Consider the following 25762-nt stretch of genomic DNA (forward strand, 5'->3'; position numbering starts at 1 on the left):
GATAACCATGTTTTCTATAATAAATCGCCTGACTTCCTTTCAAAGAGCAAATCGCTTCAGGGGCATTGCAGCAGCGCTGCTGCTGCTGGGCAGTATGATCTCTTCTCCGTCAATGGCCGGGGGAGACGAAGGCATCAAAGATGATCCGGTGGTGATGCGGTTAACGGGCACATCCGGATCGACCGGCCTGCTGCTCAATAACACTGCTGCCATCACTTTTGCTGCCGGCACGGAAAGCAGCAAAACGATCAAAAACATCATTACCCTGGGCATCAAGGAAGAAACACCCCTGGTGATTCCTGCCGATTTCACTGCTGTGGTGAAGGTGAAGATCGAGTATGGCCCCAACGCCTCCTCCGTCAATACCATCAGTTCGCAGACGTTGACCGTTACCTATACCAAAGCGGAAGGATTAAAGTACAATGCCCGGAACTATTTTCATTTTGATGGCGCCGCCTATGTAAAAATTACCCTGGTGGAAGTGCCTTCCAATTTATCCGGAACCATTGATGTGCGGAACCTGATTTACGTGGAAAATGAAATGCGGGTGACCCGGTATTACAAACTGTCCACCAACCTGGCCACGCTGAAGCCTGCGACGTTTACGCATACCGCGCCGGCAGCCGGCGCAGATGAAATGGATGTTGCCTGGACCTGGCAGGCCGGTACGGGACATAATGCAGCACAGTTGGAGTGGAGCTGGGTGGAAGACGAACTGATTACCAATTACTATTCGGGAGGATCACTCGATTCCAACCTGTTGTTCAAGCTGAATGCCACGCGCATCGACCTTCCGTATAACCGGAACAGTTATAAGATTCCGCTTTTGTATGGCGGTAAGGGAAAATTGTTTTTCCGGGTAAGGCCAGTCAACCAACGGACTTCAGGAACCAGGACGGATGGTCCCTGGTCCTGGGTGCGCTCACAGGCCTTTAACGGCCATGACAGCACCCTCAACTGGCAGTCTACGATCACATTTGCGGAGGAAGGAAAGCGCAAAGCGGTGATGCAATATTATGATGGTTCTTTACGCAGCCGGCAAACGGTAACCAAAGACAACGTAACCAATACGGTAGTTTCCGGCGAGACCCTCTATGACGGGCAGGGAAGGCCTGCGGTGCAGGTGTTACCGGTACCGGGAACCGGCACAACCATCAAGTATACCAATGACCTGAACTTTTTCAGCGGGCAATTGACGCTGGCCGAGGATCCGGGGAAGTTTTTTGACCTCCAGCCGATTGCTACCCCGAACAGCCTGACCACACCCATGGATACTACCAGGGGAGCCGCGAAATACTACAGTGCACTCAACCCGGAATTGGCTACCGGGTCCAACAATACCATCCCTAAAGCCGAAGGGTTTCCGTATACCTATACCCGGTATACCCCGGATGGCACCGGGAGGGTAATGGCAAAAAGCGGTGTGGGAGCTGCCTTCCAGATGGGCAAGGGACATGAAACCAAATATTATTATGGCTCTGCATCCCAGGAAATGCTCGATGGACTATTCGGTACCGAAGTCGGTATTTACAGCCACTATTTTAAGAACATGGTGCGCGATGCCAACGGCCAGATGAGTATCAGCTATGTGGACATGCACGGCAGAACGATTGCTACTGCGCTGGCGGGCGAAAGTCCCGCGAACCTGGCAGCATTGGATCTGAATGCCACCAGTTATCCGAACCAGGCCGGCCGGTATGTTACGCAGAACCTGTTGTCCGGCAGCACGAACCTGGTGAAGAACAACAGCATCGAAGCGATCAATACACTGTTGGTGCCAGCCAGGGGATTGTACAATTTCCGGTACGAACTCAATCCGCAGAGCCTGCAGCTGACGGTAGGTACAGCCGTTTGTTACGACTGCATGTATAACCTTGAAATATCCATAACGGATGAGTCAGGGGATACTCCACCCATCGTTAAAAAGTACAACAATATCAATCCTACTGCTGACGACAATTGCGCCACCGCCATCAAGCAATTCGAGAATGACACGACCGGCACAGTCTCCAATATTGCCCAGTTTGCTGTGACCCTGGAGCCTGGTTCCTATATTGTTCGCAAATCACTCACCCTGAGTGAGGCTTCCCTGCAGAAGTACCGGGAGGAGTATTTGACCAAAGCCATTGGTAAAACAGAGCAGCAGGTCATTGATTCCCTGCATGCAGTGATGAAGGTAGCGTCTGGTTGTGCCACAGCACCTCCCGTGGTTACCTGTAAAACCTGTCTTGATTCCCTGGGAACACTGGGTGTTTACAAAACCAAATACCTGAATTCGATCGGAAATCCAGCAGTTACACCGCAAATGGATTCCAGCATCAAGTACAACTATAAAGCGGATAGTCTTGCCTGCAGCCGGATGTGCGACACCCTTTCGCATGACCTCGAAATCAAGCGGCTGATGATGCTGGCCGATATGATGCCCTATTCGGGGCAGTATGCGCGGGACTTTGTTCCTGTAGGCACCAATGCCATTAACCTTTACAACAAGTACAATATTTTCTCTACCTATACACCGGCCACACAGCCGTTTTACAAGAAGCCTAAGAATGGCAACAAGGTGGTGGATTATTACCGCACAGATGACATGATTATCGATCCTGTCATCCACCCGGATCCAGCCAACCTCAATGCTAAACTGAATGTTACGACGAAGGCAGAATTTGAAGCAATGTTTACCAGCTCATGGGCGGAACAGCTGTTGCCTTACCATCCCGAATATGACAAACTGTTGTTTGCAGAAGCCAATCTTGCAGCGAGTTACAACTGGATGACCAATTTTAACCGGGTAACCACGTATGCTGATGCGACAGCAAAGGGCTATATTTTCACCAGTGCCGCGAACATCACCGACCCCTTGTACAGCAAAGTGCCGGCTGCAGACAAAACGATCATGGCTACCAAAGTAGGAACTGATCTTTCCGGCGGACTTAGTATATGGCAGATGGCTTACGGGAATGTAAAATGCAAGGACATCATTTCTCCCGACCACCAGAAAGCCTGTTATTTGGGCGCACCGAAAATCCCTCCATATAACGACCTGACCACCGCCGAAAAAGACCAGATTTGGGCGACATTTAAAACCTTGTACGGCAATGAAAGAGACAGCAGCCTGATAGCGTATATCAATTCAAACAATCCACTGACGGACGCACAAACACTGGTGGACGAAAAATATATTCTCCAGTTCCCGCTGAGCAACAAACAGCTGGCGCAACAGGCAGGCGCTGACTGGAACTGGTATCCTGCTACTACCGGCGGTGCCCCCAATCTCGCGGGTCTTCCCGGCGGCTCAACACCCCAGGACGTATATGCCAGCCGGTGCGCCAGTTATATAGATCAGTGGAAAAAAGCCCTGGAGCGTTGCGCGGTGCTGGCGGCAAAGCCCAATAAGGATGCCATCATTACCTCCATTACCGACGGTATGAAAGCTGTATGTATCAAGGGCAGCGATGCGGCCAACCCTTATGGTTCTTCCAACGTAGCACCCACTACGCCGGTAGATGGTTCACCGCGAAGCTTCGAGGAAGTGATCAATGCAGTCTTTGCGGCGAACAGCATTTCCATCGACTCGCTCTGCAACCCTTTTGTGATGGAGTTTCCTAAGCCCTATGGAAAAGGCACGGCTTTCATTGCAGACCAGGTAACGATAGTAGATACCTGTAACTGCAACCGGTTTGCACAACTGAAAGCTGAAGCTACGGCAGCCGGAAAAGATCCTAACGTGCTGACCAGTATGAACCAGTACCTCAGTACTGCTTACGGTGATACCCTTACCACAGCGTTGTATTCGGCCATGGTGCTGAACTGTTCCAAACTCAGCACTACAGCTTGTATCGATTCCATCATCCGCACGCCCATCAGCTGCGCAGAAGTACTTACCTGTGATTGCGCACTGGTTAATATATCCGGAACCTGTTACAAAGATTGCGTGAAGCGGGTTTGTACGACCACCGGATCAAGTTTTGCTTTGTCCGCCCCGCAACCCTTCCCGGATTTTCTCAAGTGTGGCAGTATGACTGCGTCGAAATGTTTCGACTGTGCACAGATCAGTGCGCTGGTAACAGAATTTAAGGCGATTTATCCTGCACCCTATGATAGCGGTCCCGATTTTGCTGGCACCAATCTTACACCCGCTACCCTGCGCAACAATATCCTTTTCGAGCAGTTTGTGAATTACCGTACTGGTTACCAGTACAGCTGGATCGAATATTCCAAAGCTGCCACTGCAGCAACCTGTAACCTGGCCAACTATGCCAGCAATTCAGCCCTGCACCAGAGCGTCATCTGCCGTCCCGTAAAACCACTTACGGATACAACCGGTTTATTTGTGCTGGACAGCGCCTGCGAGAAAACTTACAATACGGCAGTGTTTGCCGGGCAGGGGATCTACCAGGCGAGAAAGGATCTCCTCCTGGCCCGCTTTGATTCCCTGTACCGGGATAAATGTATGTCGGCAAAAAACATTGAGACCTTTGCGGTCAGCGATACGGTGAAGGAATATCATTATACCCTGTATTACTATGACATGGCCGGAAACCTGGTGAAAACAGTTCCGCCTGCAGGTGTGCGTCCGGATTTTGGTGCAACCTTCCTGAACAGCGTCAAAACAGCCCGGGCTGCGGGAACTTCTGTACCGCGCACCCATTTATTGGTTACCAACTACCGGTACAATAGTCTCAATGCACCTGTTCAGCAGAATAGCCCGGATGCCAAAAAATCCAAATTCTGGTATGACCGGCTGGGCAGGCTGGCCGTGAGCCAGAACGCGCAGCAGGCGTTGGATGCAGAATATTCCTACACACTCTATGATGTTTTTGGACGCATTACAGAAGTAGGGCAGAAGCCCCAGACCACGGTCATGACCCAAACCATCAGCCAGGATACCACGGCGCTGAAAGACTGGGTACTGACGACTGGCGGAGTGCGTGAACAGATCACCCAAACGGTGTATGACCTGCCTTATGGCTACAGCGCCCAATACCCGCAGGGGATCCTGTATGGCGCCAAACTCACCCAGCGCAATCTCCGTGGGCGCGTGAGCTACGCGACCACGATGAACCTGGCCACGGATCCATTGCATTATACGGGCACCTTCTACACGTACGATGTTCATGGCAATGTGGATACCCTGTTGCAGGACTATAACGGTGTGGCGGAAACCGGTACCACGGATCGGTTTAAGAAAGTGGTCTATGAATATGACCTGGTCAGCGGGAAGGTGAATACCGTGCAGTATCAGCCGGACCTGGATGATGCCTTCTATCACCGCTATTCCTATGATGCGGAGAACCGCCTGACCAGGGTGGAGACGAGCCGCGACAAAGTGTATTGGGAGGAGGATGCCCGTTACAATTACTTTAAACACGGCCCGCTCGCCCGGACAGAACTGGGGCAATTAAAAGTGCAGGGGCTGGACTACGCGTATACCCTGCAGGGTTGGCTGAAAGGAGTGAACAGCACTACGGTCTCCGATGGTACTTATGATGTCGGCAAGGATGGAAAGTCCGGGTCATCGAACGTGAACACTGCCCGGGATATCTTCGGTTTTGCGTTACATTATTACGATGGCGTGGAAAACGGCAACACCTGGGTGGACTACCTGCCCATCGGAACGGCCAGCAATTTTGCACGGGTGGATGCAGGTCACAGTTTCGTTTCATTGTACAATGGGAATATCAGTGCCATGACGGTGAACAATGCGGGGCTCACGCGGGGCGTACCGGCGAATACCAATTCGCTTCCCTTAATGTACCGCTACAGCTATGACCAGTTGAACCGGCTGGTGGGAATGCAAACTTACAAAGGGCTGACTCCCGCAACCAATACCTGGACGCCGGAACCGCTTAATGATTATAAGGAGGTAGTAAAATATGATCCAAACGGGAATATAGTTTACTACAACCGCAGAGGTGCCCCCGAAATCGGCAAGCCATTGCTCATGGATAGTCTCTCTTATGTGTATTGGAGTGGAACGAATCAACTCAGGCAGATCAGGGACAACTCGGGCTATACCAGCAATTATACGGAGGATATCAATCACCAGGCGAAGACCAATAATTACCTGTATGATTCGACGGGTAACCTGGTAATGGATTCCTCGGAAAGCAATATGGCGGTGACCTGGACGGTGTATGGCAAAATTGCCACGATCAACAAAGGCGGGAATATTATTACTTATACCTATGATGCTACAGGCAACCGGATCACCAAAACAGCATCAGGCAAAACGACCTTATATGTACGGGATGCCAGTGGCAATGTGTTGGCGGTATATGAAAAGACAGCGTCAACAGCGATAAAGCAAACAGAAGTTGACTTGTACGGCAGCAGCCGGCTGGGGATCTTGAATGAGTTGACAGTAGCGCCAACAGCTGTTGCCCTGGCTTCCGGATACAATCCTGCCAAAGTAAGCGTCTTCTCACGCAGTGAGAAGGTCTTTGAGCTAAGCAATCACCTGGGGAATGTCTTGGTGACGATAACGGATAAGCGCACCCCTGTGGATGCAGCTACCGACGGCAACCTGGATTTCTATACGGCGAACGTGGTAACTGCGCAGGATTGCTATCCGTTTGGCATGTTGATGCCAGGAAGAACATATAATGCCGATTTATATAAGTATGGTTTTAATGGAAAGGAAAATGATAATGATGTAAAGGGTATTGGTAATCAACAGGACTATGGCATGCGGATCTATGATCCGAGAATAGGGCGCTTTTTAAGTGTAGATCCTATTTCTGAGAAGTATCCGATGTTGACGCCATTTCAGTTTAGTTCAGATAATCCCATTCAGAATATTGATATAGATGGACTAGAAGGTGGATCATCAAATGGAGCCCCTACGACAACAAATTTATATCACGTTACTACTCCTGAAAATGCAGAATCCATAATTAAAAAGGGTTTCAATGCCACTGAAAACGGTACGTATTCAAACTATAGTTGGTTTAGCCCAAAGAGTTCAGCTACAGGAACAGGAGTTCCTTTTGATCAAGAAAAAAATGTAGAAATTAAGGTTAAAGGTGTTGATACAAAAGGCGCTTATGTAATTACTAATTCTAAAGTTGCCGAAATCGAACAACAAGCATTTAAATCTTTAACACAGGAATTTGGAAGTTTCAACTCACTGGACGAGGCAAAAAGTGCGCTGAGTAGTAATAAATATAACGCCTTTCGAAGAAGGTTTTATGGTACTAAATACAACTTACTTGGGCAGTTCATGGATAATTTGAAGCAACCTTCTTATTTTTTGGAATCTGAAGGAACATTTGCTTTTAGTGATGCTGCTTTAAAAGGTAAGGTGCAGCTGTGGGGTTTTAAAGGAAAAGCTGCAGGTGTCTTAGCTAAAGGGTTGAACGGTCTTAAATACGCGGGCAAAACCTTAATCGTCGTTGGTGTAGCGACGGATATTTATGAAATTGCAACTACACAGAATATTTCTAAAACGATTACTCGTAAAGCAGGAGGATGGGCTGGGGCTACATTGGGAGCTGAAGGTGGTGCAGCCGTTGGTGCCTGGTTTGGTGGTTGGGGAGCGATTCCAGGAGCAATAATTGGAGGAGCAATCGGTTACTGGTCTGGTGAGAAGGTTACTGAAACTATTTATGAGAAATTGGAAACAAGCGGTTGGGTTCCTTCGGGTAAAGAATAGTAATATGAACAGAATATTATACAAAACAAATAATGAAGGTGAATTGTCCTTGCTGTTTTTAGGTCAGCCTGGGCAAAAAAACCTGCTTTTCAGTGGTGATGAGTTTTATTTTATTTTCTTCGAACAAATAGCTGATATAGGGGAATACGGGGAGTTAAAATATTCAATCGACATCAAGGACAAGAGCGGACTTAGTGTAAAGGAAATTAGGCATACTAACGGGCAAGTCTTTTTCGTGGAACTAGAGAATGGCGATATTCTGGAAATTAAATTCACAATTCAGGGTTACGGTGAGATAGTTCAAAGATTGTTTGTGGTTGAAAGAAAGAAGTTAACAAAAAAGGGTGATACTTATGGAACGTTTGTATTAGAGGAATATGAATTAGCAAAACGCATTGATCCTACTTTATTTATCGGTGATTGATACTAGTTATTTAGACTGTGGAGTGTTAAGTAGCAACGATATTTGATATGTAAGTTGCCGCGGTTAACAAAACTGATTTCAACAGCCTACAACCAGAATACCACACTTAATTTATGAATCGGAAAATTGATATGATGTTGATAAGATTTATCTTAATAACTATTTTTTTGATGCTTTCCGGAATATTAATGAGTAGTTATTGTCAAAGTGATACAACAGCACTAAAAAAATACTACGTCGACAAAACAAAGAAGCGACCTGCTAGCAATAGCAGTTCAACCGCAACAACCAAAGCAGCGACAGCAACAGCGCTGCTCGTCCCTCCTGGATGCTCAATAGTGGGTCCCAACTCAGCGAGTTACGGAAGTACGCTCTACAACTATGAACTGGTCTGCGGAGATGGCACCCTCGCTGATTATTGGACGATTTCCTGCGGTACTATAGTAAACCTATATGCTGAGGGAATTGACGTGCGCTTCAATGTTATAGGCTGTACCAGCTCAATTATCAGGGCTTATGATCCGTCAGGGGCGTTACTTGCTTCCAAAACGGTTACAGTTACTACATCGGCATTGGCCGGTGGTACCATCAGTAACCCGACGCAATCCATCAGTTGTGGCAACATTCCCGCACAGATCCTGGCATCGGTGGCTACCGGCGGTATTTGTTCACCCACCTACGGTTACCAATGGCAGCAATCGTCCGACAACGTAACGTTTACAGATATTGCCGGTGCAACCACCCAAAACTATCAACCGCCCGCCCTGAGCGCAACTACTTATTTCCGGAGGATGGTGACCTGCGGTTGCACCTCCTGTAAAATCGAAAGTCTTTTACCAGGAGAATTGTTTACATCAGCAGATCAGCATCACAATGAACAACCTAATGGGCCTAACACCGGTATAATGGAGGAATCTTCTGAGGATGCCTCCACCTATTTTGATGAAGTAGCCTATACGACCAATACCGCGACAGTTACAGTAACAGCCATCACCGGCGGTGGAACCATCAGCAATCCCACCCAAAGCATTGCCTACAATGCGAGTCCGGCGCAAATCCTGGCCAGCGCAGCAACCGGGGGGACTGCCAGCTACCAGTGGCAGCAATCTACCAACGGGACAACCTATACCGACATATCCGGAGCGACCAGCCAGAACTACCAGCCGGGTAACCTGACTATAACTACTTATTTCAAACGGAAATCCAGTTGCGGTGCAACAGTGTTGTATACGACCAATGGAGCGACGGTCACAGTGGCCATTCCACCATTCAATGGTGGCTGTATCACCAGCGGCAGCCAGACGATCGCTTCCGGCGCTACGCCGGCCACCATCGTGGCGTCATTGCCCACGGGGGGTACCTGTGGCAGTAGTTATACATACCAATGGATGAGTTCGACGGACAATATTTACTTTTCGAACATCAGCGGTGCTGTGTCACAGAACCTGACCTTCAGCAGTGGTATAACCAAAACGACGTACTACCAGCGTAAGGTAACCTGCAGCGGACAGACGATTGTTACAACCAGTACTGTGGTTACCGTGAATTAATCGGCATTGGAATGTAGTTGATGTCGATTGCCCGGACCTCGGCTTGCCGATTTGGGCATACAACGCCTCGATCAGCTTGTCCTTCTCTTTTCCACGGTCGCAGGCAATATTATGCTTTCAACTCATACCACCACTCGGCTTTCGCCTTACCTAATTTCGGGACCTTATCGTTTTTCAACTTGGTTGGCGTTCCGTAGTCATCATAATACCCGTTCGATACCGCTACAACATGCGTCGGACTATATAAGATCAATGCTTTCGCGGTCCTGATATAGGGTAAGTGCTTTTTTTTGAAGTCCGTTATTTCGTCATTTCTTGTCAGACCTAGAAATAAGTACAAATGGTCGGTATTAAAAGGATGTTTTTTGCCAAACCCGAACTGCAGTAGTTTTTTTGCTTTTGATATTTTGAAGTGTTGGTCTCTGAATCCGATTTCATGCAGATACTTAACCATAATAGCGTAGCAAATTTTGACGTATTTTTTCAGTCGTTTCAGGTCTTTTTGTTTATTCCCCGATGTATACCGACTATAGACAAATGAACAGCCTTTATAAAGTTGGTCGACTTCCAGTGTTGTAAGGTTCAGGCTTTCTCCGTTGCGTAACCTGACTAAATAGTTTTTGTTGGTCTTCCTTAGAGAAAATATTTTACCGATACCATATTGCAGGATGGCCGTCTTAATCACTGCAACAACAGCACAATTGTATGCTTCCGGATGTTGCCAGAAACTTTCCATTATAAAACGGTCGGTCATGTTATTCCCAGTAGAAGTCATCAGGATAGCCGGGTTGCTCATTTAAATCTATTTCCAACTCCGTTCCATCTTCAGTCAATGCACCTGCAGTAAAAGCTTCATAAGCAACCAGGGGAATCTCGGCAATGCCTTTTTCGTTCACTTTTGCGTACACCGTATCATTTTTAAAGCCAAGGCTATCGTGAACAAAAAATGCCACCCATCCTTTAAGCGTTGGACTATTCTCATCTGCGTAAACCCGAATCCTGATATCGAAGAACTTAACATATAGTTTGCTCGCAGTAACTGTTGCTTCAATCTTTTTGCCGCCATTTTCTACTTTGCCTCCCCACCGGTTTTTTTGCATGTCATCGGATACGGTTACTGGTTTGGCAGCCAGTTTTTCTGCTACCATTTTAGTAAACTCAGGTGTAGCTCCTTCGCCCAAAGCTGTTTTTTCATCAAGCTGGTCAATATCCACAACATCTGCATCCATTTGAACTGCATTTTGAGAGGCAATTGAGGAAATTGTATTGGTAAGCGCTGTTTCCTGTCCTTTTATTTGCTCCAGTTGAGTTTGCTTCTTTTCCAGGAGCGCCTCTTTCTGCTCTACAGCATTCTCGAGCTGTTCTTTTTTCTTTTCAAATGTGGTAATTTCACTTAATCTCTTTCGGCTTACAGTTAGAATCAAAGCGAAGTTTATCCTGGTCCATAAATAGCTGATGACAAACCCAATGGCAACAAAGAAAATAATGAGACCATAAGCCCATGAATAGTAGGCGCAACCTGATTTACAATCCTGTAATAAAAATGATGCTGCTATACTGCGTGCGGATACGTCCAGCAGGTACTGAATTTTATCAAATTGAACTAAAGTTATGCCCACTATTATTTTGGTCAGCCAATCCGATATTTCTTCCAGGTTGGTATTGTCATCATACCAGGAGTTTGGGTTTTCATTTCCGGGTTTGTACCGAAAAGTTCCACTTCTGGGGATAGCGAATAGAAATCCAACAATGGCGCCTCCTAATAAATAGGCACCGCTTATCATTAGCAATCCAGCTATAGCAGTAAGTGCCTGGTTGAAAGAGTATTTTGCCCAGAAAGCAAACAGGATGAGCAATACCAGTAGAATAATTACCGCGTTGAGAAACACAAACAGACCATATAAGGTCTCGTCTATTTTTGATTCTTCTTTTTCACGTTTGAGGTCATCGGAAGATTTTGTGAATTTGAAGCTCATCGTTTTGGGTTTTAGGTTCTGAAAACTAATTTGGCTATTCGACCTTCGTGAAATGATCTGTAAACAGGAGAGTTTGTCTGTGTTTATTAATATTATCCCGCATTAATGTTACCTGATCTTTGGTGAACATCTTTCTGCAACCTGAGTAGTCCATGAAATTGTTATAGTTGGAAGGTTCTCCCGGAGTGCATGATTTGTCAACAGCATTCCCGAAAGGTGGCGGGCAGGTTTCACACTTGGCATCAAGTTCGGTGGCTTCTTTCTGGGCCGGAGTATCCCGAAGTCCATCTCCTGTTGAACAGCTTTCTGCGTCTCCGGTGGCATTGCCTGTTCCCCAGGGATGCAGTAAGCCAAGCCAATGCCCAACTTCATGCGTAAAGATCCTGTATCCATGCCCCACCCATTTGAATTCTACATAAACCGCGTCTTTTCTGGGAAATTCCCAGGGTGTATCGCTGGGCGAAAAACTCCCTGGTATGTTGCCGATATAGATGTTTAGATATCGTTCATGGTTAATGATGCGGCTTTTATTGTACAACTTTGACCTGTTGTTTTTATTGATGCGTTTAATTCCAGGCTCGCCACCTTCCTGAATAATAGTGTCTGCCAGGTAGAATTCTATGTCTGGATTTGCAATCTTTGGCTTGTAGATGGGGAGCACGCCAGAAGTGTCTGCATTCAATAACAGGAAGTCATCATGCAGGTCTTTTAGTTCATTAAGAATCGTTTGTCTGGAAATATTTTCAATGGTATTTTCTCTGTCATTTTCAGCTTGATGGGCTCTGTCAGTATAAATAACGTGGACTATGATTGGGATTCGTATCGTCTGGCTGTATGAAATGTTTGCTGTCGCCAGAATACTTGCTGATAGTATCAATAAAAGTTGGCTCACCTTTTTCATATTAGCGTCCATAATATTGGTGTCGAATTGGTTTTTAGCCATTAGGCATTTGAAACTCTTGTGGAAATTTTTGTTGGATTAAGTTCTCAGCCTTTATTAGCATATTTGAAACTGCGTTTATTTCAAATTCAATGCCCAATTCTTCTAATGCTTTTTGCGTTTTACGGCCAATAAGCCCATCCAGGTTTCCAATATTTTTGCCTAACCGGATCAAGCAGGATTGAAGGGCAGCTTCGCTTTGATTTTCACCAAATGCGTCAACTAATATGCCATCGGAGAGAATAGCACTTGCAGCCGCTGCAGTGTAAGGTTTGAAATTAGTTCCGTGTTTGTCAGCGTAGTATTGATAGACAATTTGATGGCTTCCCCTGCAGTCAAAATGCCATGCCTCGTCAAGCGTAGATTTCGGTTCTTTGATGATTGGTATCACGCCGAATTGGGCTGCTATTTTCCAGAATTCAGACAGACGCATTTTTAGTGCACCCAGATCGAGGTCGAACGCCCGTCCTGCTTCGTGGAAGCTGCCTCCTGGTGGGGGGCTGAAAGCTTCTTTTTTTCCTGATATATAATCCTGGTAGGATTGCCACTGCATATCCCGGCTACGGAATAGATCACTTAGAATTAGTTTGCCACCATTTTTCGCGACAGCCTGGGCGATTTTATAAATGGCATTGTAGGTGTCCGGAGTACATTTTGCCATCCTGCTCGGCAGCGGGAGCCGGTCGCCTAATTTGTTTTTATAGATGGATAAGATTTCAATCGACAACAATGGAGATTTCATAATATCAGGTATGAAGGTGATGTCTGTGATTGTTGCTTTAAATCCACTTTGGTCACTTACATATCGAGCCAGTCTCTGGCTTTTCGTTTATCTGACGGACTTGGGCGGTCGTCGACGTTGGTTATCTGGAATTTTTCCTGGTAATATTTCGGGATCAGACTGGTATTTAACCCCAAACCAGCAGCCGTTTTCAGTGCATCTACAATACTTGCTCTTTCACCTACCTGTTGATAAACAAAGATTAACGTTCGGTCGTCTGCTATTGGATCTATACTTGTTTCTGAGGGAACCTGAATTCTTAAAGGCTTGTAGATGACACCAACCGGATCTTTTTTGACGGCGAAAGCGCGTATCTGATCTCCGATCGCTAATATTTCTTTATAGGATTTGATGTTGAGATCTATTGGTGCCGGCAGGAGGTCGAAAAGTACACTATCCGATATGCCGATACAGTCAATATTAAATTCAGCATCAAGGTAACCGAGTTGGGCTGCAGCGGCAACCGCCCCCCAGTTAATGTTGAGCCCAAACTCGGCGTTTTTAATGACTATAGTCAACCGTAGTCCGTATCCCCACCAGGTACCTTTTATCAGATCACTGTTCTGATTCGGGTCTCTCGAAAGTTTATAGACTATTGAATCATGTATAAATGTTGTTGTACCGTGACTTGCCTCGATACCACCAATAGCTGCAATTTCCAGTTTAGAGGATGTTGACAGATTATACCTGTATTCTTCGCCAAAATAGCTGGGTGCGCCTGTGGCATATTGTAAAGCATCAGGTCTTGGAGAATTTGTGTATTGTTTAAGTGAAATAAATTCACCTGTATCATTCAAGAGAGGATTTACAGGAATCACTTTTAAAAGAGGAGGCATATGACTGCAATTAGTTGTTGATTAATTTTTTGGCAGCATCTTTAGATGTGCTGGTTGGTTTTTCATTGAGCGATTTGACACCGCATCGGGCATAGACATATTGTATCGCATCTTCGTTGTATCGTCCTGGTGATGATCGTGCTGACAGTACAGCATCAGATAATGTTTGGTCATCTAGTAACCTTTTCGCGGCGAAATAGTAGGAAGCTGCATTTGCTCCATTACTATTCATTGGTGCTTCATCTAAAAGGATTTCTATGGCCACCAGGTCAATATTTCCATTAGCTGATTTGTATAGTTGTTTGAGTTTGTTAACCAGTAGTTTGAACTTTTCAATGGCTTCCGAATTAAATTGACCAATGGGAGGGAGTAATGTGTTGAAATCGCCATCAGGGAGAGATCGGATATGGTATTTGTAAGAAGCATCAGCCAGCTCCATGTCTATTGCAGCGCCAATAGATGCAAAACCTCCTTTAATGGATGTTTTTAAATTGGTGACTTTCAATTCAATTTCAATTCCCAATCCGAAACGCTCAGCAATGATTGACGAGCCACTTCCTTTCGTGAACCTGTATTTGTCCGAGAAAGCTCCCAGAAAATAGGTATAGGTGAAATCGTCATAACTTCCGTCACCCTTAAAGAATGGAGATATACTGATGGCGGTATTGAAATTTTTGGATACCTGCCGTTGATAAGTTTTGAATTCTGTCAACGTTTTGTCATCATTAGGTATCGTTTCATTTGACAATTCTTCTATTCGATTTAGGATAGTTTTGTCGTTGCCGGTCAATGAAGACACAATAGCTTTATCGATGGGAAGCCATTTGGTTGCCATGCGGGGTGGGTTTAGGTTGTTGCTTAACAGTTTCTAAGATTGCATTTTAATTTGATCCGTGGTAGGGGATTATTACGGATAATTAAACTAAAGAAGTTAGTAGATATCTGCCGATTTCTTTTCAGCCTACCTTTAATAGGTTGTAGGGGATGTCTGTGCTCTTCCACTCCTTGCCAAAATATTCCTGTGCAAGGGCTGTGACAGTATTGATGAACTCTTTCCATTGGTCGGGGTAAATGGTTTGGCAACCTACGCTTGAAACTTTTTCATAACCACCTCTATGAATATTGATTCCATGGTTGCCGGTATCCGGACCTGTTTGATCTCTTTCGACTGTAACAGGACCACCTCGCTGACATAGCGCGGGGTAATGGGGAGCACCGCTTACCGGGCGGTGGTCATCTAATCTGTAAACTGTCCATATTCCTGGCAGTAAGGTTGGCATTCCTTTTTTATATACTGCCGGATCTGTATTTGCGTTGAAAGCGAGAAAGATGCGATTCGTGATGATAAAAAGGGCGTCGTCGTAGATACCCCTGTCATTTCTTGTCGGGTCTCCCATTGATTGAAGATAGTAGCCACGCAAGCCTACTACCCAGATAGGGTGTTTTTCGAAATCCAAAGGCGCTTGTCGGTCCTTGCATAAATTAATTAGTTCTGTATCGGTCATCCTGGGTCTCATGTCTGGGACAAAACCATAAGTAGGCATAATTGGAGTTATTTAGTCGGTTTATTGAAGGGGTTTGTATGACAATGGAGGATTGACTGATTTTGGCATCGGGTCGTAGCAGGTTTTGGGTTGTTTCGAAAGCAGGGCAGGGGACTATTTGATCTGTTCAGATGAAGTTTTAAAAATGGGTAAATAGTTCGAAAAAAAGTTCAGTATTAATACCCTTGACAATGCGACAATAATGTTTTATTATATAGTCGGTATATTGGAAGTGGTTGTGCACGAGGATCTCTAACTACAAAGCTGATTTTTGTTTTTCAAGGAAGGCTATCAGGTCAGATTCATTGGGAAAACCTTGTTGATCCAGCCACATCAGAATTCTTTTCTGGATATTAGCCTGGGAATATGGTTTTTCGGGGTTGTAATTCCTTGAACCCGGTATTATACAAATGACAACGTCACCGCTAATCGTTAGATTATTGGTATCTTTTCTTTTTACAGGGAATGTGTCTTTCCCCTTTAGTTTCATGTTTAGAATGACTGATCCTTCCCCCAGATTACCGGCCGGACCCACGTCACCTACGATAGCGTAGACTAGTTTCTTGTTTTTCGTATTATAGGCGATCGCCAAATCTCCTACTGATCCTCCGTAAGTTCTGATTGGATTTTTAGCGTTCTTTCCGTTTTTTGCTAAAACAATAGTTGGAACTTCAAAGGGATTCACCTGGTCATTGCAGCTACATTCTCCCTTGTTGGTTGTTAAATTATTTTTTAATGCTGTGGCAGATGCGTAGTACCCTTTGTAGGGCCCTGAGGTCAAAATGCAAGGTTTCCCTTTTGATTCAACCAACACGTTTTTCCAGGCAATTCTATATCCCGGTAGTATACTATCATAATTAGCGTCTCGCCACTGTTCGATTACCGAGTACGCTTCTGCCGCCATTTTTGACCTTTCCGGTTTTGAGTATTTCGTAAGTGGTCTTGGAACGCTTAAGTTTATATTGTCCCTGGAACGATACACAAATACTGCATTGAGTATTGAGTTTAAAGCTATAGAATCACCTCTGAGATCCTGTGGATGATAAGAAGTGGGAATGCCATCGGTGTTTACCTTTAAATCGGTTTTAAACAGTATCAGTTTGTCTTCCCTTTGATTTTTAAAAAGATAGATTGTTTTTTGTTCAGGGGTAAATATGCTGGAATCAATGATGGAAAAGGTTTGCGCCTGACCGGCGCAGGCGAACAGAATAAATGCCATGAGCGGTGTGATAGTTCTATATTTCATTGCCGTGTTTATTTATGGGTCCATAAAGCACTGGAAGTGAAGGTTTCAATTGGTAGGGATTGTCGTGGGCGAGGCAGGCGGTGCGAGATGATGTCCACAAGTTGATCTTCACCTTTTAAATTACTTAGTTGGAATCGACTTTCTATCCGTAGAATTACCCTTTTTTGGCGCACGATAGGGATTTCCCAGTATTGTCATTCCCTTCTGATAACTCAAAACTGCCGTTTATTCCCGGTTTTCTTGTAAAACTTTAGACAATAGCATCTATAGGGATGTTATATATCCGTAACGGAAGCTGTTAATTTTTAACCATTAACCAAAATTATGCTGTCAACTGTCAGCGGGAATCCTGTGCCCGTACGAGAACGGTATGCGCTATCGTGCCAATTCTTAAACGGCTTCCTGCATAGTCCCGGCATCACCTTGAAAGGGTCTGGTATGCCACTATTCCGGAGATTTTTTGGCGGTACTAAAATAGTAGTTGCTGCATTCCTGGCGCTGGAGTTGTGCCTTCCCGGACCCTTGCCTGCGCAACCCCGGCCAGACTCAATTACCGGCGATATTATCAACACCAGTTTCTCCATGGTCAATTATTCCCAGTTCAACATGCGGCTGTCTGACTTTAAGACCAAACTGATCATCCTTGACTTTTGGGCTACCTGGTGCAGCTCCTGCCTGAGTGCTTTCCCGAAACTGGAAAACCTCCAGGAAACATTTAAGGATGAGCTGCAAATAGTGCTGGTCAACGGAAAGGCATCCGGCGATTCAAAAGAGAAGGTCTCGCAATTCCTACGTTCATGGCAAGCCCGTAATGGCCGACAGTTGAAACTGCCCATCATTGTAGGAGACTCTGTACTCAGTCACCAATTCGCCCATAATATTCTTCCACATTATGTCTGGATCGGTCAGGGCGGAAAGATCCTGGGTACTTCGGCATCAGCAGATCTTACTGAACCGGCTATCCGGGCCGCACTCAGTAGCCAGCAAGTATTATTTACCGGCAAACAGGACATTAACCCGGTAAACCCCCTTTATTTATCCGGACTACCGGATCCGGCCCAGGTTCAGCAATTCACCATTTTGCTGAAAGGATGGCAGAAAGGCCTTCCCGGAGGCATATTTTACCGGTCAGCCAATGGCATAAAAAATGGCCTTGCCATTACCAATATGCCCCTTCTGAAAATTTACGAATTGCTTATCGGGCAACTTAATCCCAATATTGGACCGGATCAATTCATCCTGGAAGGATTAGACAGCGCCAGCTATTTCGCTCCCAACGATACAGCAGATTTTGAAGCGTGGTACACAAAACATCTTTACTCCATTGACCTTGTGGCACCAGGCCTGCCCATTGCTGTTGTGCTCGAACGCATGCTCACCTACCTCAATGACTATTCCTGCCTCTCCGCTAAAATCACTACACGGCCGATGCTTTCATGGATACTGGTCAGCGACAGGGAGAATATGGGAAAGAAAAAAAATGTTCGTGCAGGCAACATCCGGATGTCTTTGACTGAATGCCTGGATGAATTGAAAAAGATAAAACATACGCAGTTTTGCATCGACGAAACAGGTCTTTCACCCGGATTTACATTAAGTTTAGCCGGACCTTTGAACAACGAATCTGTTACAGGCGCACTCAGGAAAAACGGACTGAAACTAGTCCCTGAATGGCGGCATACTGACGTGGTGGTAGTCACCGAAAACCAGAAAGACTGATTCATATACTATTGATCTTACTCCAATGAACGCGCAGCAGCAACCTTTCGATGAAGGTGATTATGCTCAGGCAAAGCGGATCGCTTACCTGATCACGGGCTACATCCGTAGTACCCTGTCCGACCAGGAAAGAGATGAACTGGATGCGTGGGTCACCGCCAGCGATCAAAACATCCGTTTGTTTGCTGACCTCACTGATAAGCAAAATGCCAGCAAAGAATTTCAGGCCTTTGATTCGATCAATTCAGAGGCCGTCAGGCAAAAGATATTGGTAAAATTAATTGCGGCCTTGTAGGATGGAAAAATCCACTACAAAAAATGGTCTCGCTGCCCGTATTGTTTACTCTTAAATAATCGCCTATGCACTAAACTCGCCATACGGTCATAAAAAACCGCTCCGTGAATCAGACGAAGCGGCTTGCTGAATGGCAAACAAATAACTGTTGAATAGCTCCGGAAGAGCATAGTATTTATTAAACCAAACTAACCAAAGTTAATGGAAACGAGTTTTTTATGCAATAACTTCACCCGACACAACTGTCTGTCCTTATTCCTGGTGACGCTACTGGTGCTGGCAATGATCGCATCACCGGATATCTTAAATGCACAACCCGACACGACCAGGACCGGTAAACTGACTAATGATATTGGAGAACCCGTCGCCGGCGCAACGATACTAAACCCTCGAACGGGACAATCGGCTGTTGCCAATGCAAAAGGCGAATTTCAGGTCACTACTTTCCGAAAGGGCGACAGGCTGATCATCACCAGTATCGGATACGAGCAAAAAGTATACTTATGGTCCGGCACAAACCCGGTTGTCATCGTGATGCAAAGGACAGCCCAGGGCCTCGATAATGTAACGGTAAGATTGAATTCAGGTTACCAATATATTCCGAAAGAACGTTCCACAGGCTCATATGTTTCTCTCGATGAAAAGCAACTGAACCTGCAACCCGGTACCAACATTATCAACCGGCTGGAAGGCGTTGCAAACAGTGTACTGTTTGACAAGGATCCCAACCGACCACCGGTCACCATCAGGGGCTACAGCAGCATCAATGGCCCAAAGAATCCCCTTATCGTGCTGGACAATTTTCCCTACGAGGGTGACATCAACAATATCAATCCCAATGATGTAGAATCTATAACAATACTTCGGGACGCTGCCGCAGCATCTATCTGGGGTACCCGGGCAGGCAATGGCGTAATCGTGATCACCACCAAAAAAGGGAAACTCAATCAGCCGCTGAAAATCGAGTTGAATGCCAACGTAACCGTCACTGGTAAACCTGACCTGTTTTACCTGCCGGAGATAAATGCATCAGATTTTATAGACGTTGAACAGGCATTGTTTGATCGCGGTTTCTATCAGAGCCAGATCAGCAACAGGGGCAGGCCGCCATTGAGCCCGGTGGAAGAAATCCTGGTCAAAAAAGCCAACGGAGAACTCACCGCAGAAGAAGCCACGCGCCAGGTAAACGCCTATCGCGATTTGGATGTCCGGCGGGATTTCAATGAATATCTATACCGTCCGGGCATAATGCAACAATATGCCCTGAACCTGCAGGGCGGCACAGCAAAGGCATCCTGGTTTGTTTCAGGTGGCTACGACCGCAACAGTGATGCGCTATCCGCGGAGTATGAAAGGATCAACCTAAGAGTCCGCAACAGCTTCCGGCCGCTTCCCAAATTCCAGGTCCAGACAGCCCTTGCCTACTGCCAATCGAAGACGGAGAGTGGCAAGTCCGGATACAATTCAATAAGGGTAGGGACCAAAAAACTATATCCTTATGCGCAATTCAGGGACGGTGATGGCAACCCGGTACCCTTGTACATGAACCGTCAGCCTTATATTGATACGGCAGGAGAGGGATTATTGCTGGATTGGAAATATTACCCGTTGGAGGAGTATCGGTACAACACTGCGAAATCTGACCTGAATGAAATAACCGCGAATGTATCCCTGCAATATGAACTGTTGAAGGGACTCACGCTGGAAGGCAATTACCAGTTTCAAAAACAACTGGTCTCCCGGCTTAACCTCCAGGAACAGGAAAGTTATGTGGCACGCGACCTGATCAACAGCTTTTCCCAGGTGGATTATTCAACCGGCATTGTATACCGTATTGTACCACTGGGAGCCATCAACAACACCAGTACAACAGATCTCACCGCCCACCAGGGCAGGGGCCAGCTGAATTATTCCAAAACAGCAGGCCGCCATGAACTGGCGGCGCTGGCCGGTATGGAGATCAGGCAAACAAAAACCGAAACCAATCGCTACCAGTATTATGGCTTTGACCCCGAGACCCAGACCATTGGTGCGATCGACTATACCAAACCCTATCCGAATTTTATCCGGGGCAACCAGTTCATTCCCAAAGGTTATGGCGCTGGCTTCCAGGTGCAGCGTTTCACAGCGGCTTTTGCCAATGCGGCGTATACCTATGACAACCGCTATACGGTGACGGGAAGCATCCGGAAAGACGCTTCCAACCTGTTTGGGGTAAAGTCCAATGAAAAGGGCATACCACTCTGGTCGGCAGGTTTGGGTTGGACCATTTCAAAAGAGGGATTTTACAACAGCACGTTTTTGCCGATGCTCAGGCTCCGGACAAGCTATGGTATCAATGGCAATGTTGACAATTCAAAATCAGCCGTCACCAGTATTTTCCACCTTGGCAACGACACCTATTCCAATTTGCCTTTCTCAAGCGTTGCGCAATATCCTAATCCCAGCCTGAGCTGGGAAAAAGTGCAAATATTTAATGTCGGGCTCGATTTCCAATTGAAGGATAATGTCCTGTCGGGCAGTATAGAATACTTCAATAAAACCGGAACGGACCTTATTGGCCTGGCGCCCGTTGACTACACGACCGGTGTGGGCAGTTCAACCGGCGCGGTCATACGCAATGTCGCGGATATGAAATCAGCGGGTGTAGACTTGCAGCTCAACGCCCGCCTCCTGAACCGTTCGTTGAAATGGTTCCAGTCCCTAAACCTCAACTTCAATAAGTCAAGAATCACCCAGTATTACAACGCGACCCAGCTGGCACGCATCTATGTGAGCAATGGAACGGCCATTAGTCCGCTCGTGGGTAAGCCCATCTATTCCATTCTGAATTATTCCTGGGCGGGACTTGATCCTGGAACCGGCGATCCTCTTGGATATGTAGACGGCAAGCCGGGTAACGACTATATCGCTATCCAGAATGATTCCGCCAAGAACCTGGCCTATGCCGGTCCGGCTACGCCGACCTGCTACGGAAATTTCATGAATACTTTCAGCTGGAAAAACTTTTCCTTATCCATCAACCTGCAGTACAAGCTGGGCTATTATTTTCAGCGCCCGTCAATTTCCTACGATGCCTTGTATTATAGCTGGGCAGGGCATGCAGACTACGCGCGCCGCTGGCAGAAACCAGGAGATGAAGCGTTCACTACAGTACCGTCCATGCCTTACCCGGCTGACGGCAATCGGGACGCTTTCTACCAGGCATCTGAAGTACTGGCCACCAAAGCCGACCATATCCGGCTGCAGTTTGTGTCTCTTAGCTGGGACCTGCCAACGGCAAAATCTGGCCGGTCACCATTCAGGCTGCTGCAGGTCTATGGTAATGCCAGCAACCTTGGTATTATCTGGAGCGTCAATCACAAGGGCCTCGATCCCGACTTCCCTTCATCCATCCCCAATCCAAAGCGCTTTACCATCGGGTTCAGGGCTCATTTTTAAACACATTCAATCATGAAAAAGAAATTGCTGATCTATATAACACTGGTATTGTTTAACGCTTCCTGCAAAAAATACCTGGATGCAAAACCGGATTCAAGGCTGGATGTACCGTCGACAATAGTAGACTTTCAAAGCCTGCTGGACAATAGCAGTATCATGAATCGGAATACATGCTGGTCAGGGGAAGGCAGTGCAGACAATTACTTTCTGCCGGAAAACTTTTTTGAATCCCTTGAACCCTACCAGCGTTATGTTTACACCTGGTCCGAGAACAGCGTTCCGGATGATCTTCCCAATGACTGGTCGCTCATCTATCTCCCTGTTAATTATTCGAACCTTGTTTTGGAAGGTCTTAATAAGATCGACCGCACCGAGAGCAACCCGTCCGATTGGGATAATGCCAAAGGGTCAGCGCTTTTCTTCCGGGCAAAATATTTTTCCGACGCTTTAACCCTCTGGTCAAAATCCTATGACGTGTTAACCGCTGCCACTGACCCTGGTGTGCCCCTAAGGCTGACGGCCGATTTTAATATTCCTACGGAAAGAGCTTCTGTACAGCAATGCTTCGACCAGGTCCTTTCAGATCTGCGTGGCAGTATTCCCCTGTTGCCTATTGTGCCGTTACATGTTCAAAGGCCATCCCAAACAGCAGCCTTTGCCCTGTTGAGCCGGGTGTTCCTGGATATGCGGCAATATGACAGCGCACAATGGTATGCGGACAAAGCACTTCAGAACAAGGACGAACTGATGGACCTGAACAACCTTGACCTTACGGCGAACCTTCCTTTTCCGGCATTCAACGAAGAGGTGATCATGCATTTCTCCATGCAATCAAATGTCTATTGGCTTTCTTATTATGCAGACTCCATCCTGTACAATAGCTATGACGACGCGGACCTCCGCAAGCAGGCCTACTTCCGGCCCAACGGCGATGGAACCTATAATACCTTCTCCTGTTCCTACGCAGGGGATTATTTGAACTTTACCGGCCTGGCAACGGATGAAGTACTGCTGACCCGCGCAGAATGCCGGGCCAGGCTGGGAAATGTAAGCGGGGCGATGGATGATCTCAACCACCTGATGCAAAGGCGGTGGAAAAAGGAGGATTTCACCCCGTTTGATGCAGGTTCGGCGGAAGCGGCATTGCTGATGATCCTGGAGGAACGAAGAAAAGAATTGATATTGCGGGGATCGCGCTGGTCGGACCTGAAACGCCTGAATAAGGATCCGCTGACAGCGACTACACTGAAACGCAGTATCGAAGGTCAGCAGATCAGTCTTGCTCCCAATTCAAATCCCTACCAGCTGCCGATCCCCAACAATATTATCCAAACTGCAAATCTCAATCAAAACCCCAGGTGAAAGGTAAGGGAGCAACAGTAGTCGCTCCCTTTTTTGTGTTTACTGCTTGAAAACCTTGCTGAAAATGATCGTGTTGTCCGTACGAACATTTCCACCGCCCGGCAGTGCAGAAAAATCCGGGTTATCGCTACCATCGTCCGGTGCGACGATCGTACACATTTTGGTGCCGACGGCGCCGCAATTAGTTCCCCCTTTCTCCCAGTTCTGTTCATTGTTGTACTCAGCGTCTGTGTACAAGTTGCCTACATAATGGTAGGTATTTGTACTCCGCCCGTTTTTTGCCGGCGCATAGGTGAATGCGCTTAAAGATGCTGCCATTACCACAGCAGCGATTCCTGTGATGTACTTTTTCATAGAAAGTATCTTTAACATGAAGAAAATAATTGCTTACTCTTTTGCAGGTTTTCAGCTATCACCCTGCTGCATTCCCCGGCCGGAGAAAGCAGTTTGATTGCAACCAAATTTTATGACGAAGGGGCAGGAAGCACTGCCTGTTTCAGGTTTCGATCCATCCATACACCAACTGTTGCCAGGAGTATCAGCATGAAATTCAGCAAGAGATGCTCACGCCAGGTCAGCCCGCTGAACACGCTGCCACAGGAACACGGTAAGGCACCAGTAAACGACATATACCAGATAAATCCATTATAAACCGTAAGCAGAAATATTGCCAGGAGCCAGCCAGTCAATCGTGTAGTTGAAAAAAGCAGCAGCAGTGCCACGGCACCTTCCAAAAGTGGAACTGCCACTGCTAAAACGGTTGCTGGAAAAGAATCTGAAAGCCCCTGGATCAGGATGTTTTCGAATACGGCATGCAGCACAATTTTATGAACCGCGGTATACATGAAAAGCGAACTGTATGCCACAGACAACAAGTGCGCTATAATTTGCCTGTGTTGAATTTTCATGATGCTTGTTTGTACCATGAAGTTCGCTACGGTTACACCCCTTGTCCAAATCTCTTTATACCGCTTTCAGGAATAGAAATACCGGATTCAGGCTACTCCGTGGAAGTGAATCATTTGCGTGGCTTTTGCTGCCCTGGGGTTATACCATACCGTTCCCTGTAAGCGACAATGAGGTCTGTTGGCCGCCAGCCGGTTGCAGCTGCCGCTTCCTTGACGAGGCATCCACCTGCAATCATGTCCGCTGCTTTCTCCAACCGGATTTTCCGCAGGTATTCATAGGGTCCCACATCAAAAACATTTTTAAACACCATTTTAAACCGCGCTTCATTCATTAACACCATCCTAGAGAGCTGACGAATAATAAAGTGCTTCGTGATATCCTGGCAGATCAGCTTTTCAGCCGCAACTACTTTCTCCAATTCAGCAGCAGTATATGGGAATTTCAACGGATCGTCGCGGCTAATGGCTACGTTGAACTTAAACAACAGCTCCTCTGCCCGGCTATCAAAGAAATGCTCCCGCCAGGCTGGTTCATAACGGCAGGTCAAAATGCTCTGTACCAGCCGGTTCAATTCATGATCAATTGCGCATACGGTTTCTTGCAGCAGGAAAACAGTTCCCTCGCTTTGCAGCTTTTTATCAACGACCGGAAAAAGCGGTAATAACCGCGCTACAAAGGATGGGGTAAAATGTACGGTGAGCGCCTGGTAATGTTTGCCTGCATACAGTCTTGTATCCAATGGACTGTTTAGACCACGGGCAATCCACCAATGGCCTTCCTTCGAACACAACGTAGCTTCAGGAGAAATGATCTGATCGGCAATTCCATTCAGAACAATATGGGCATATAGCCCTTGCTTGCAATGCTCACTGGTTAAAACGAAGTCTTCCTGAATGAAAAAAACTGGTAAAAGAAGTGATAGTCTTCTCCCTGGTATTCCTGGATGCACAGCTCGCCAAAGTCACCCCTGGCTGATCGAACGATTCCTCCGGGGAATCGAACGCCGCCAAAATCACCAGGAAACGCGCCGCTCCAATCCAGCTTGTGCGTTACAGCTGAGAGACAGTTCATAACTAATTGGGAGAAGC

19 protein-coding genes are annotated in these 25762 nt (G+C 46.5%); 7 read left to right on the plus strand and 12 right to left on the minus strand.

Annotated elements, in window-relative coordinates; all coding sequences use genetic code 11:
• The first annotated feature begins 7 nt into the window (after positions 1–7).
• From FPE01S_RS16015 to FPE01S_RS16025, 3 genes are all read left to right on the plus strand, one after another.
• Positions 8–7651 (plus strand): RHS repeat-associated core domain-containing protein, encoded by a 7644-nt coding sequence (locus FPE01S_RS16015; RefSeq protein ID WP_046370074.1) that lies wholly within the window; start codon positions 8–10, stop codon positions 7649–7651.
• Positions 7652–7655: 4 nt separating this feature from the next.
• On the plus strand, positions 7656–8075 hold the full coding sequence (locus FPE01S_RS16020) for a hypothetical protein (protein ID WP_046370075.1): 420 nt from the start codon (positions 7656–7658) through the stop codon (positions 8073–8075).
• Positions 8076–8413: 338 nt separating this feature from the next.
• Positions 8414–9625, plus strand: coding sequence for a DUF8696 domain-containing protein (locus FPE01S_RS16025; protein WP_157474062.1), 1212 nt, complete (start codon positions 8414–8416; stop codon positions 9623–9625).
• Between the two features lie 109 nt (positions 9626–9734).
• On the opposite strand, the gene FPE01S_RS16030 is transcribed toward FPE01S_RS16025, so the two are convergent.
• The 8 genes from FPE01S_RS16030 to FPE01S_RS16065 all read right to left on the minus strand — a co-directional run bounded on the left by FPE01S_RS16030 (position 9735) and on the right by FPE01S_RS16065 (position 16948).
• On the minus strand, positions 9735–10379 hold the full coding sequence (locus FPE01S_RS16030; protein WP_046370077.1) for a hypothetical protein: 645 nt from the start codon (positions 10377–10379) through the stop codon (positions 9735–9737).
• 1 nt (position 10380) lies between these two features.
• The gene (locus FPE01S_RS16035; protein ID WP_046370078.1) at positions 10381–11601 is read right to left on the minus strand and encodes a pYEATS domain-containing protein; all 1221 of its coding nucleotides are present in this window, start codon (positions 11599–11601) and stop codon (positions 10381–10383) included.
• Positions 11602–11635: 34 nt separating this feature from the next.
• Positions 11636–12544, minus strand: a complete 909-nt coding sequence (locus FPE01S_RS16040; protein WP_046370079.1) for a M43 family zinc metalloprotease — start codon at positions 12542–12544, stop codon at positions 11636–11638.
• On the minus strand, positions 12537–13283 hold the full coding sequence (locus FPE01S_RS16045) for a D-alanyl-D-alanine carboxypeptidase family protein (RefSeq protein WP_046370080.1): 747 nt from the start codon (positions 13281–13283) through the stop codon (positions 12537–12539). The genes FPE01S_RS16040 and FPE01S_RS16045 overlap by 8 nt, the downstream gene beginning before the upstream one ends.
• Positions 13284–13339: 56 nt before the next feature.
• Complete coding sequence (locus FPE01S_RS16050; protein WP_046370081.1) at positions 13340–14158, minus strand: hypothetical protein; 819 nt, start codon at positions 14156–14158, stop codon at positions 13340–13342.
• Between the two features lie 10 nt (positions 14159–14168).
• Positions 14169–14993 carry a hypothetical protein gene (locus FPE01S_RS16055; protein WP_046370082.1) on the minus strand — a complete coding sequence of 275 codons (825 nt, stop codon included), beginning with the start codon at positions 14991–14993 and terminating at the stop codon, positions 14169–14171.
• 121 nt (positions 14994–15114) lie between these two features.
• Complete coding sequence (locus FPE01S_RS16060; RefSeq protein WP_046370083.1) at positions 15115–15702, minus strand: hypothetical protein; 588 nt, start codon at positions 15700–15702, stop codon at positions 15115–15117.
• A 256-nt stretch (positions 15703–15958) separates the two neighbouring features.
• Positions 15959–16948: a glycoside hydrolase family 75 protein gene (locus FPE01S_RS16065; RefSeq protein WP_046370084.1), complete on the minus strand. Its 990-nt coding sequence runs from the start codon at positions 16946–16948 to the stop codon at positions 15959–15961.
• Between the two features lie 324 nt (positions 16949–17272).
• Here FPE01S_RS16065 and FPE01S_RS16070 point away from each other — a divergent pair, with 324 nt between their 5' ends.
• From FPE01S_RS16070 to FPE01S_RS25005, 4 genes are all read left to right on the plus strand, one after another.
• The gene (locus tag FPE01S_RS16070) at positions 17273–18667 is read left to right on the plus strand and encodes a TlpA family protein disulfide reductase (RefSeq protein WP_083990301.1); all 1395 of its coding nucleotides are present in this window, start codon (positions 17273–17275) and stop codon (positions 18665–18667) included.
• Positions 18668–18692: 25 nt separating this feature from the next.
• The gene (locus FPE01S_RS16075) at positions 18693–18962 is read left to right on the plus strand and encodes a hypothetical protein (RefSeq protein ID WP_046370086.1); all 270 of its coding nucleotides are present in this window, start codon (positions 18693–18695) and stop codon (positions 18960–18962) included.
• A gap of 201 nt (positions 18963–19163) precedes the next feature.
• Positions 19164–22403, plus strand: a complete 3240-nt coding sequence (locus tag FPE01S_RS16080) for a SusC/RagA family TonB-linked outer membrane protein (RefSeq protein ID WP_046370087.1) — start codon at positions 19164–19166, stop codon at positions 22401–22403.
• Positions 22404–22415: 12 nt separating this feature from the next.
• Positions 22416–23765 (plus strand): RagB/SusD family nutrient uptake outer membrane protein, encoded by a 1350-nt coding sequence (locus tag FPE01S_RS25005; protein ID WP_052955898.1) that lies wholly within the window; start codon positions 22416–22418, stop codon positions 23763–23765.
• A 39-nt stretch (positions 23766–23804) separates the two neighbouring features.
• On the opposite strand, the gene FPE01S_RS16090 is transcribed toward FPE01S_RS25005, so the two are convergent.
• The 4 genes from FPE01S_RS16090 to FPE01S_RS16105 form a co-directional block, all read right to left on the minus strand.
• Positions 23805–24119, minus strand: coding sequence for a hypothetical protein (locus tag FPE01S_RS16090; protein ID WP_046370088.1), 315 nt, complete (start codon positions 24117–24119; stop codon positions 23805–23807).
• A 110-nt stretch (positions 24120–24229) separates the two neighbouring features.
• The gene (locus tag FPE01S_RS16095) at positions 24230–24673 is read right to left on the minus strand and encodes a MauE/DoxX family redox-associated membrane protein (protein WP_157474063.1); all 444 of its coding nucleotides are present in this window, start codon (positions 24671–24673) and stop codon (positions 24230–24232) included.
• Positions 24674–24783: 110 nt separating this feature from the next.
• A complete protein-coding gene (locus FPE01S_RS16100) occupies positions 24784–25623 on the minus strand; it encodes an AraC family transcriptional regulator (RefSeq protein WP_500778446.1) in 840 nt (279 codons plus the stop codon).
• The gene (locus tag FPE01S_RS16105; RefSeq protein ID WP_046370091.1) at positions 25548–25745 is read right to left on the minus strand and encodes a hypothetical protein; all 198 of its coding nucleotides are present in this window, start codon (positions 25743–25745) and stop codon (positions 25548–25550) included. Before FPE01S_RS16105 ends, FPE01S_RS16100 begins: the two co-directional genes overlap by 76 nt.
• Between the last annotated feature and the right edge of the window lie 17 nt (positions 25746–25762).

The sequence above is a fragment of the Flavihumibacter petaseus NBRC 106054 genome (genome assembly GCF_000974785.1).
In the GTDB taxonomy this organism is placed as follows: domain Bacteria; phylum Bacteroidota; class Bacteroidia; order Chitinophagales; family Chitinophagaceae; genus Flavihumibacter; species Flavihumibacter petaseus.

Coding starts and splice junctions, on each gene's coding strand:
- FPE01S_RS16015 (WP_046370074.1), top strand. CDS start 8: ATGTTTTCTATAATAAATCGCCTGACTTCCTTTCAAAGAGCAAATCGC.
- FPE01S_RS16020 (WP_046370075.1), top strand. CDS start 7,656: ATGAACAGAATATTATACAAAACAAATAATGAAGGTGAATTGTCCTTG.
- FPE01S_RS16030 (WP_046370077.1), bottom strand. CDS start 10,379: ATGACCGACCGTTTTATAATGGAAAGTTTCTGGCAACATCCGGAAGCA.
- FPE01S_RS16035 (WP_046370078.1), bottom strand. CDS start 11,601: ATGAGCTTCAAATTCACAAAATCTTCCGATGACCTCAAACGTGAAAAA.
- FPE01S_RS16040 (WP_046370079.1), bottom strand. CDS start 12,544: ATGGCTAAAAACCAATTCGACACCAATATTATGGACGCTAATATGAAA.
- FPE01S_RS16045 (WP_046370080.1), bottom strand. CDS start 13,283: ATGAAATCTCCATTGTTGTCGATTGAAATCTTATCCATCTATAAAAAC.
- FPE01S_RS16050 (WP_046370081.1), bottom strand. CDS start 14,158: ATGCCTCCTCTTTTAAAAGTGATTCCTGTAAATCCTCTCTTGAATGAT.
- FPE01S_RS16055 (WP_046370082.1), bottom strand. CDS start 14,993: ATGGCAACCAAATGGCTTCCCATCGATAAAGCTATTGTGTCTTCATTG.
- FPE01S_RS16060 (WP_046370083.1), bottom strand. CDS start 15,702: ATGCCTACTTATGGTTTTGTCCCAGACATGAGACCCAGGATGACCGAT.
- FPE01S_RS16065 (WP_046370084.1), bottom strand. CDS start 16,948: ATGAAATATAGAACTATCACACCGCTCATGGCATTTATTCTGTTCGCC.
- FPE01S_RS16070 (WP_083990301.1), top strand. CDS start 17,273: ATGCTGTCAACTGTCAGCGGGAATCCTGTGCCCGTACGAGAACGGTAT.
- FPE01S_RS16075 (WP_046370086.1), top strand. CDS start 18,693: ATGAACGCGCAGCAGCAACCTTTCGATGAAGGTGATTATGCTCAGGCA.
- FPE01S_RS16080 (WP_046370087.1), top strand. CDS start 19,164: ATGGAAACGAGTTTTTTATGCAATAACTTCACCCGACACAACTGTCTG.
- FPE01S_RS25005 (WP_052955898.1), top strand. CDS start 22,416: ATGAAAAAGAAATTGCTGATCTATATAACACTGGTATTGTTTAACGCT.
- FPE01S_RS16090 (WP_046370088.1), bottom strand. CDS start 24,119: ATGAAAAAGTACATCACAGGAATCGCTGCTGTGGTAATGGCAGCATCT.
- FPE01S_RS16095 (WP_157474063.1), bottom strand. CDS start 24,673: ATGAAAATTCAACACAGGCAAATTATAGCGCACTTGTTGTCTGTGGCA.
- FPE01S_RS16105 (WP_046370091.1), bottom strand. CDS start 25,745: ATGAACTGTCTCTCAGCTGTAACGCACAAGCTGGATTGGAGCGGCGCG.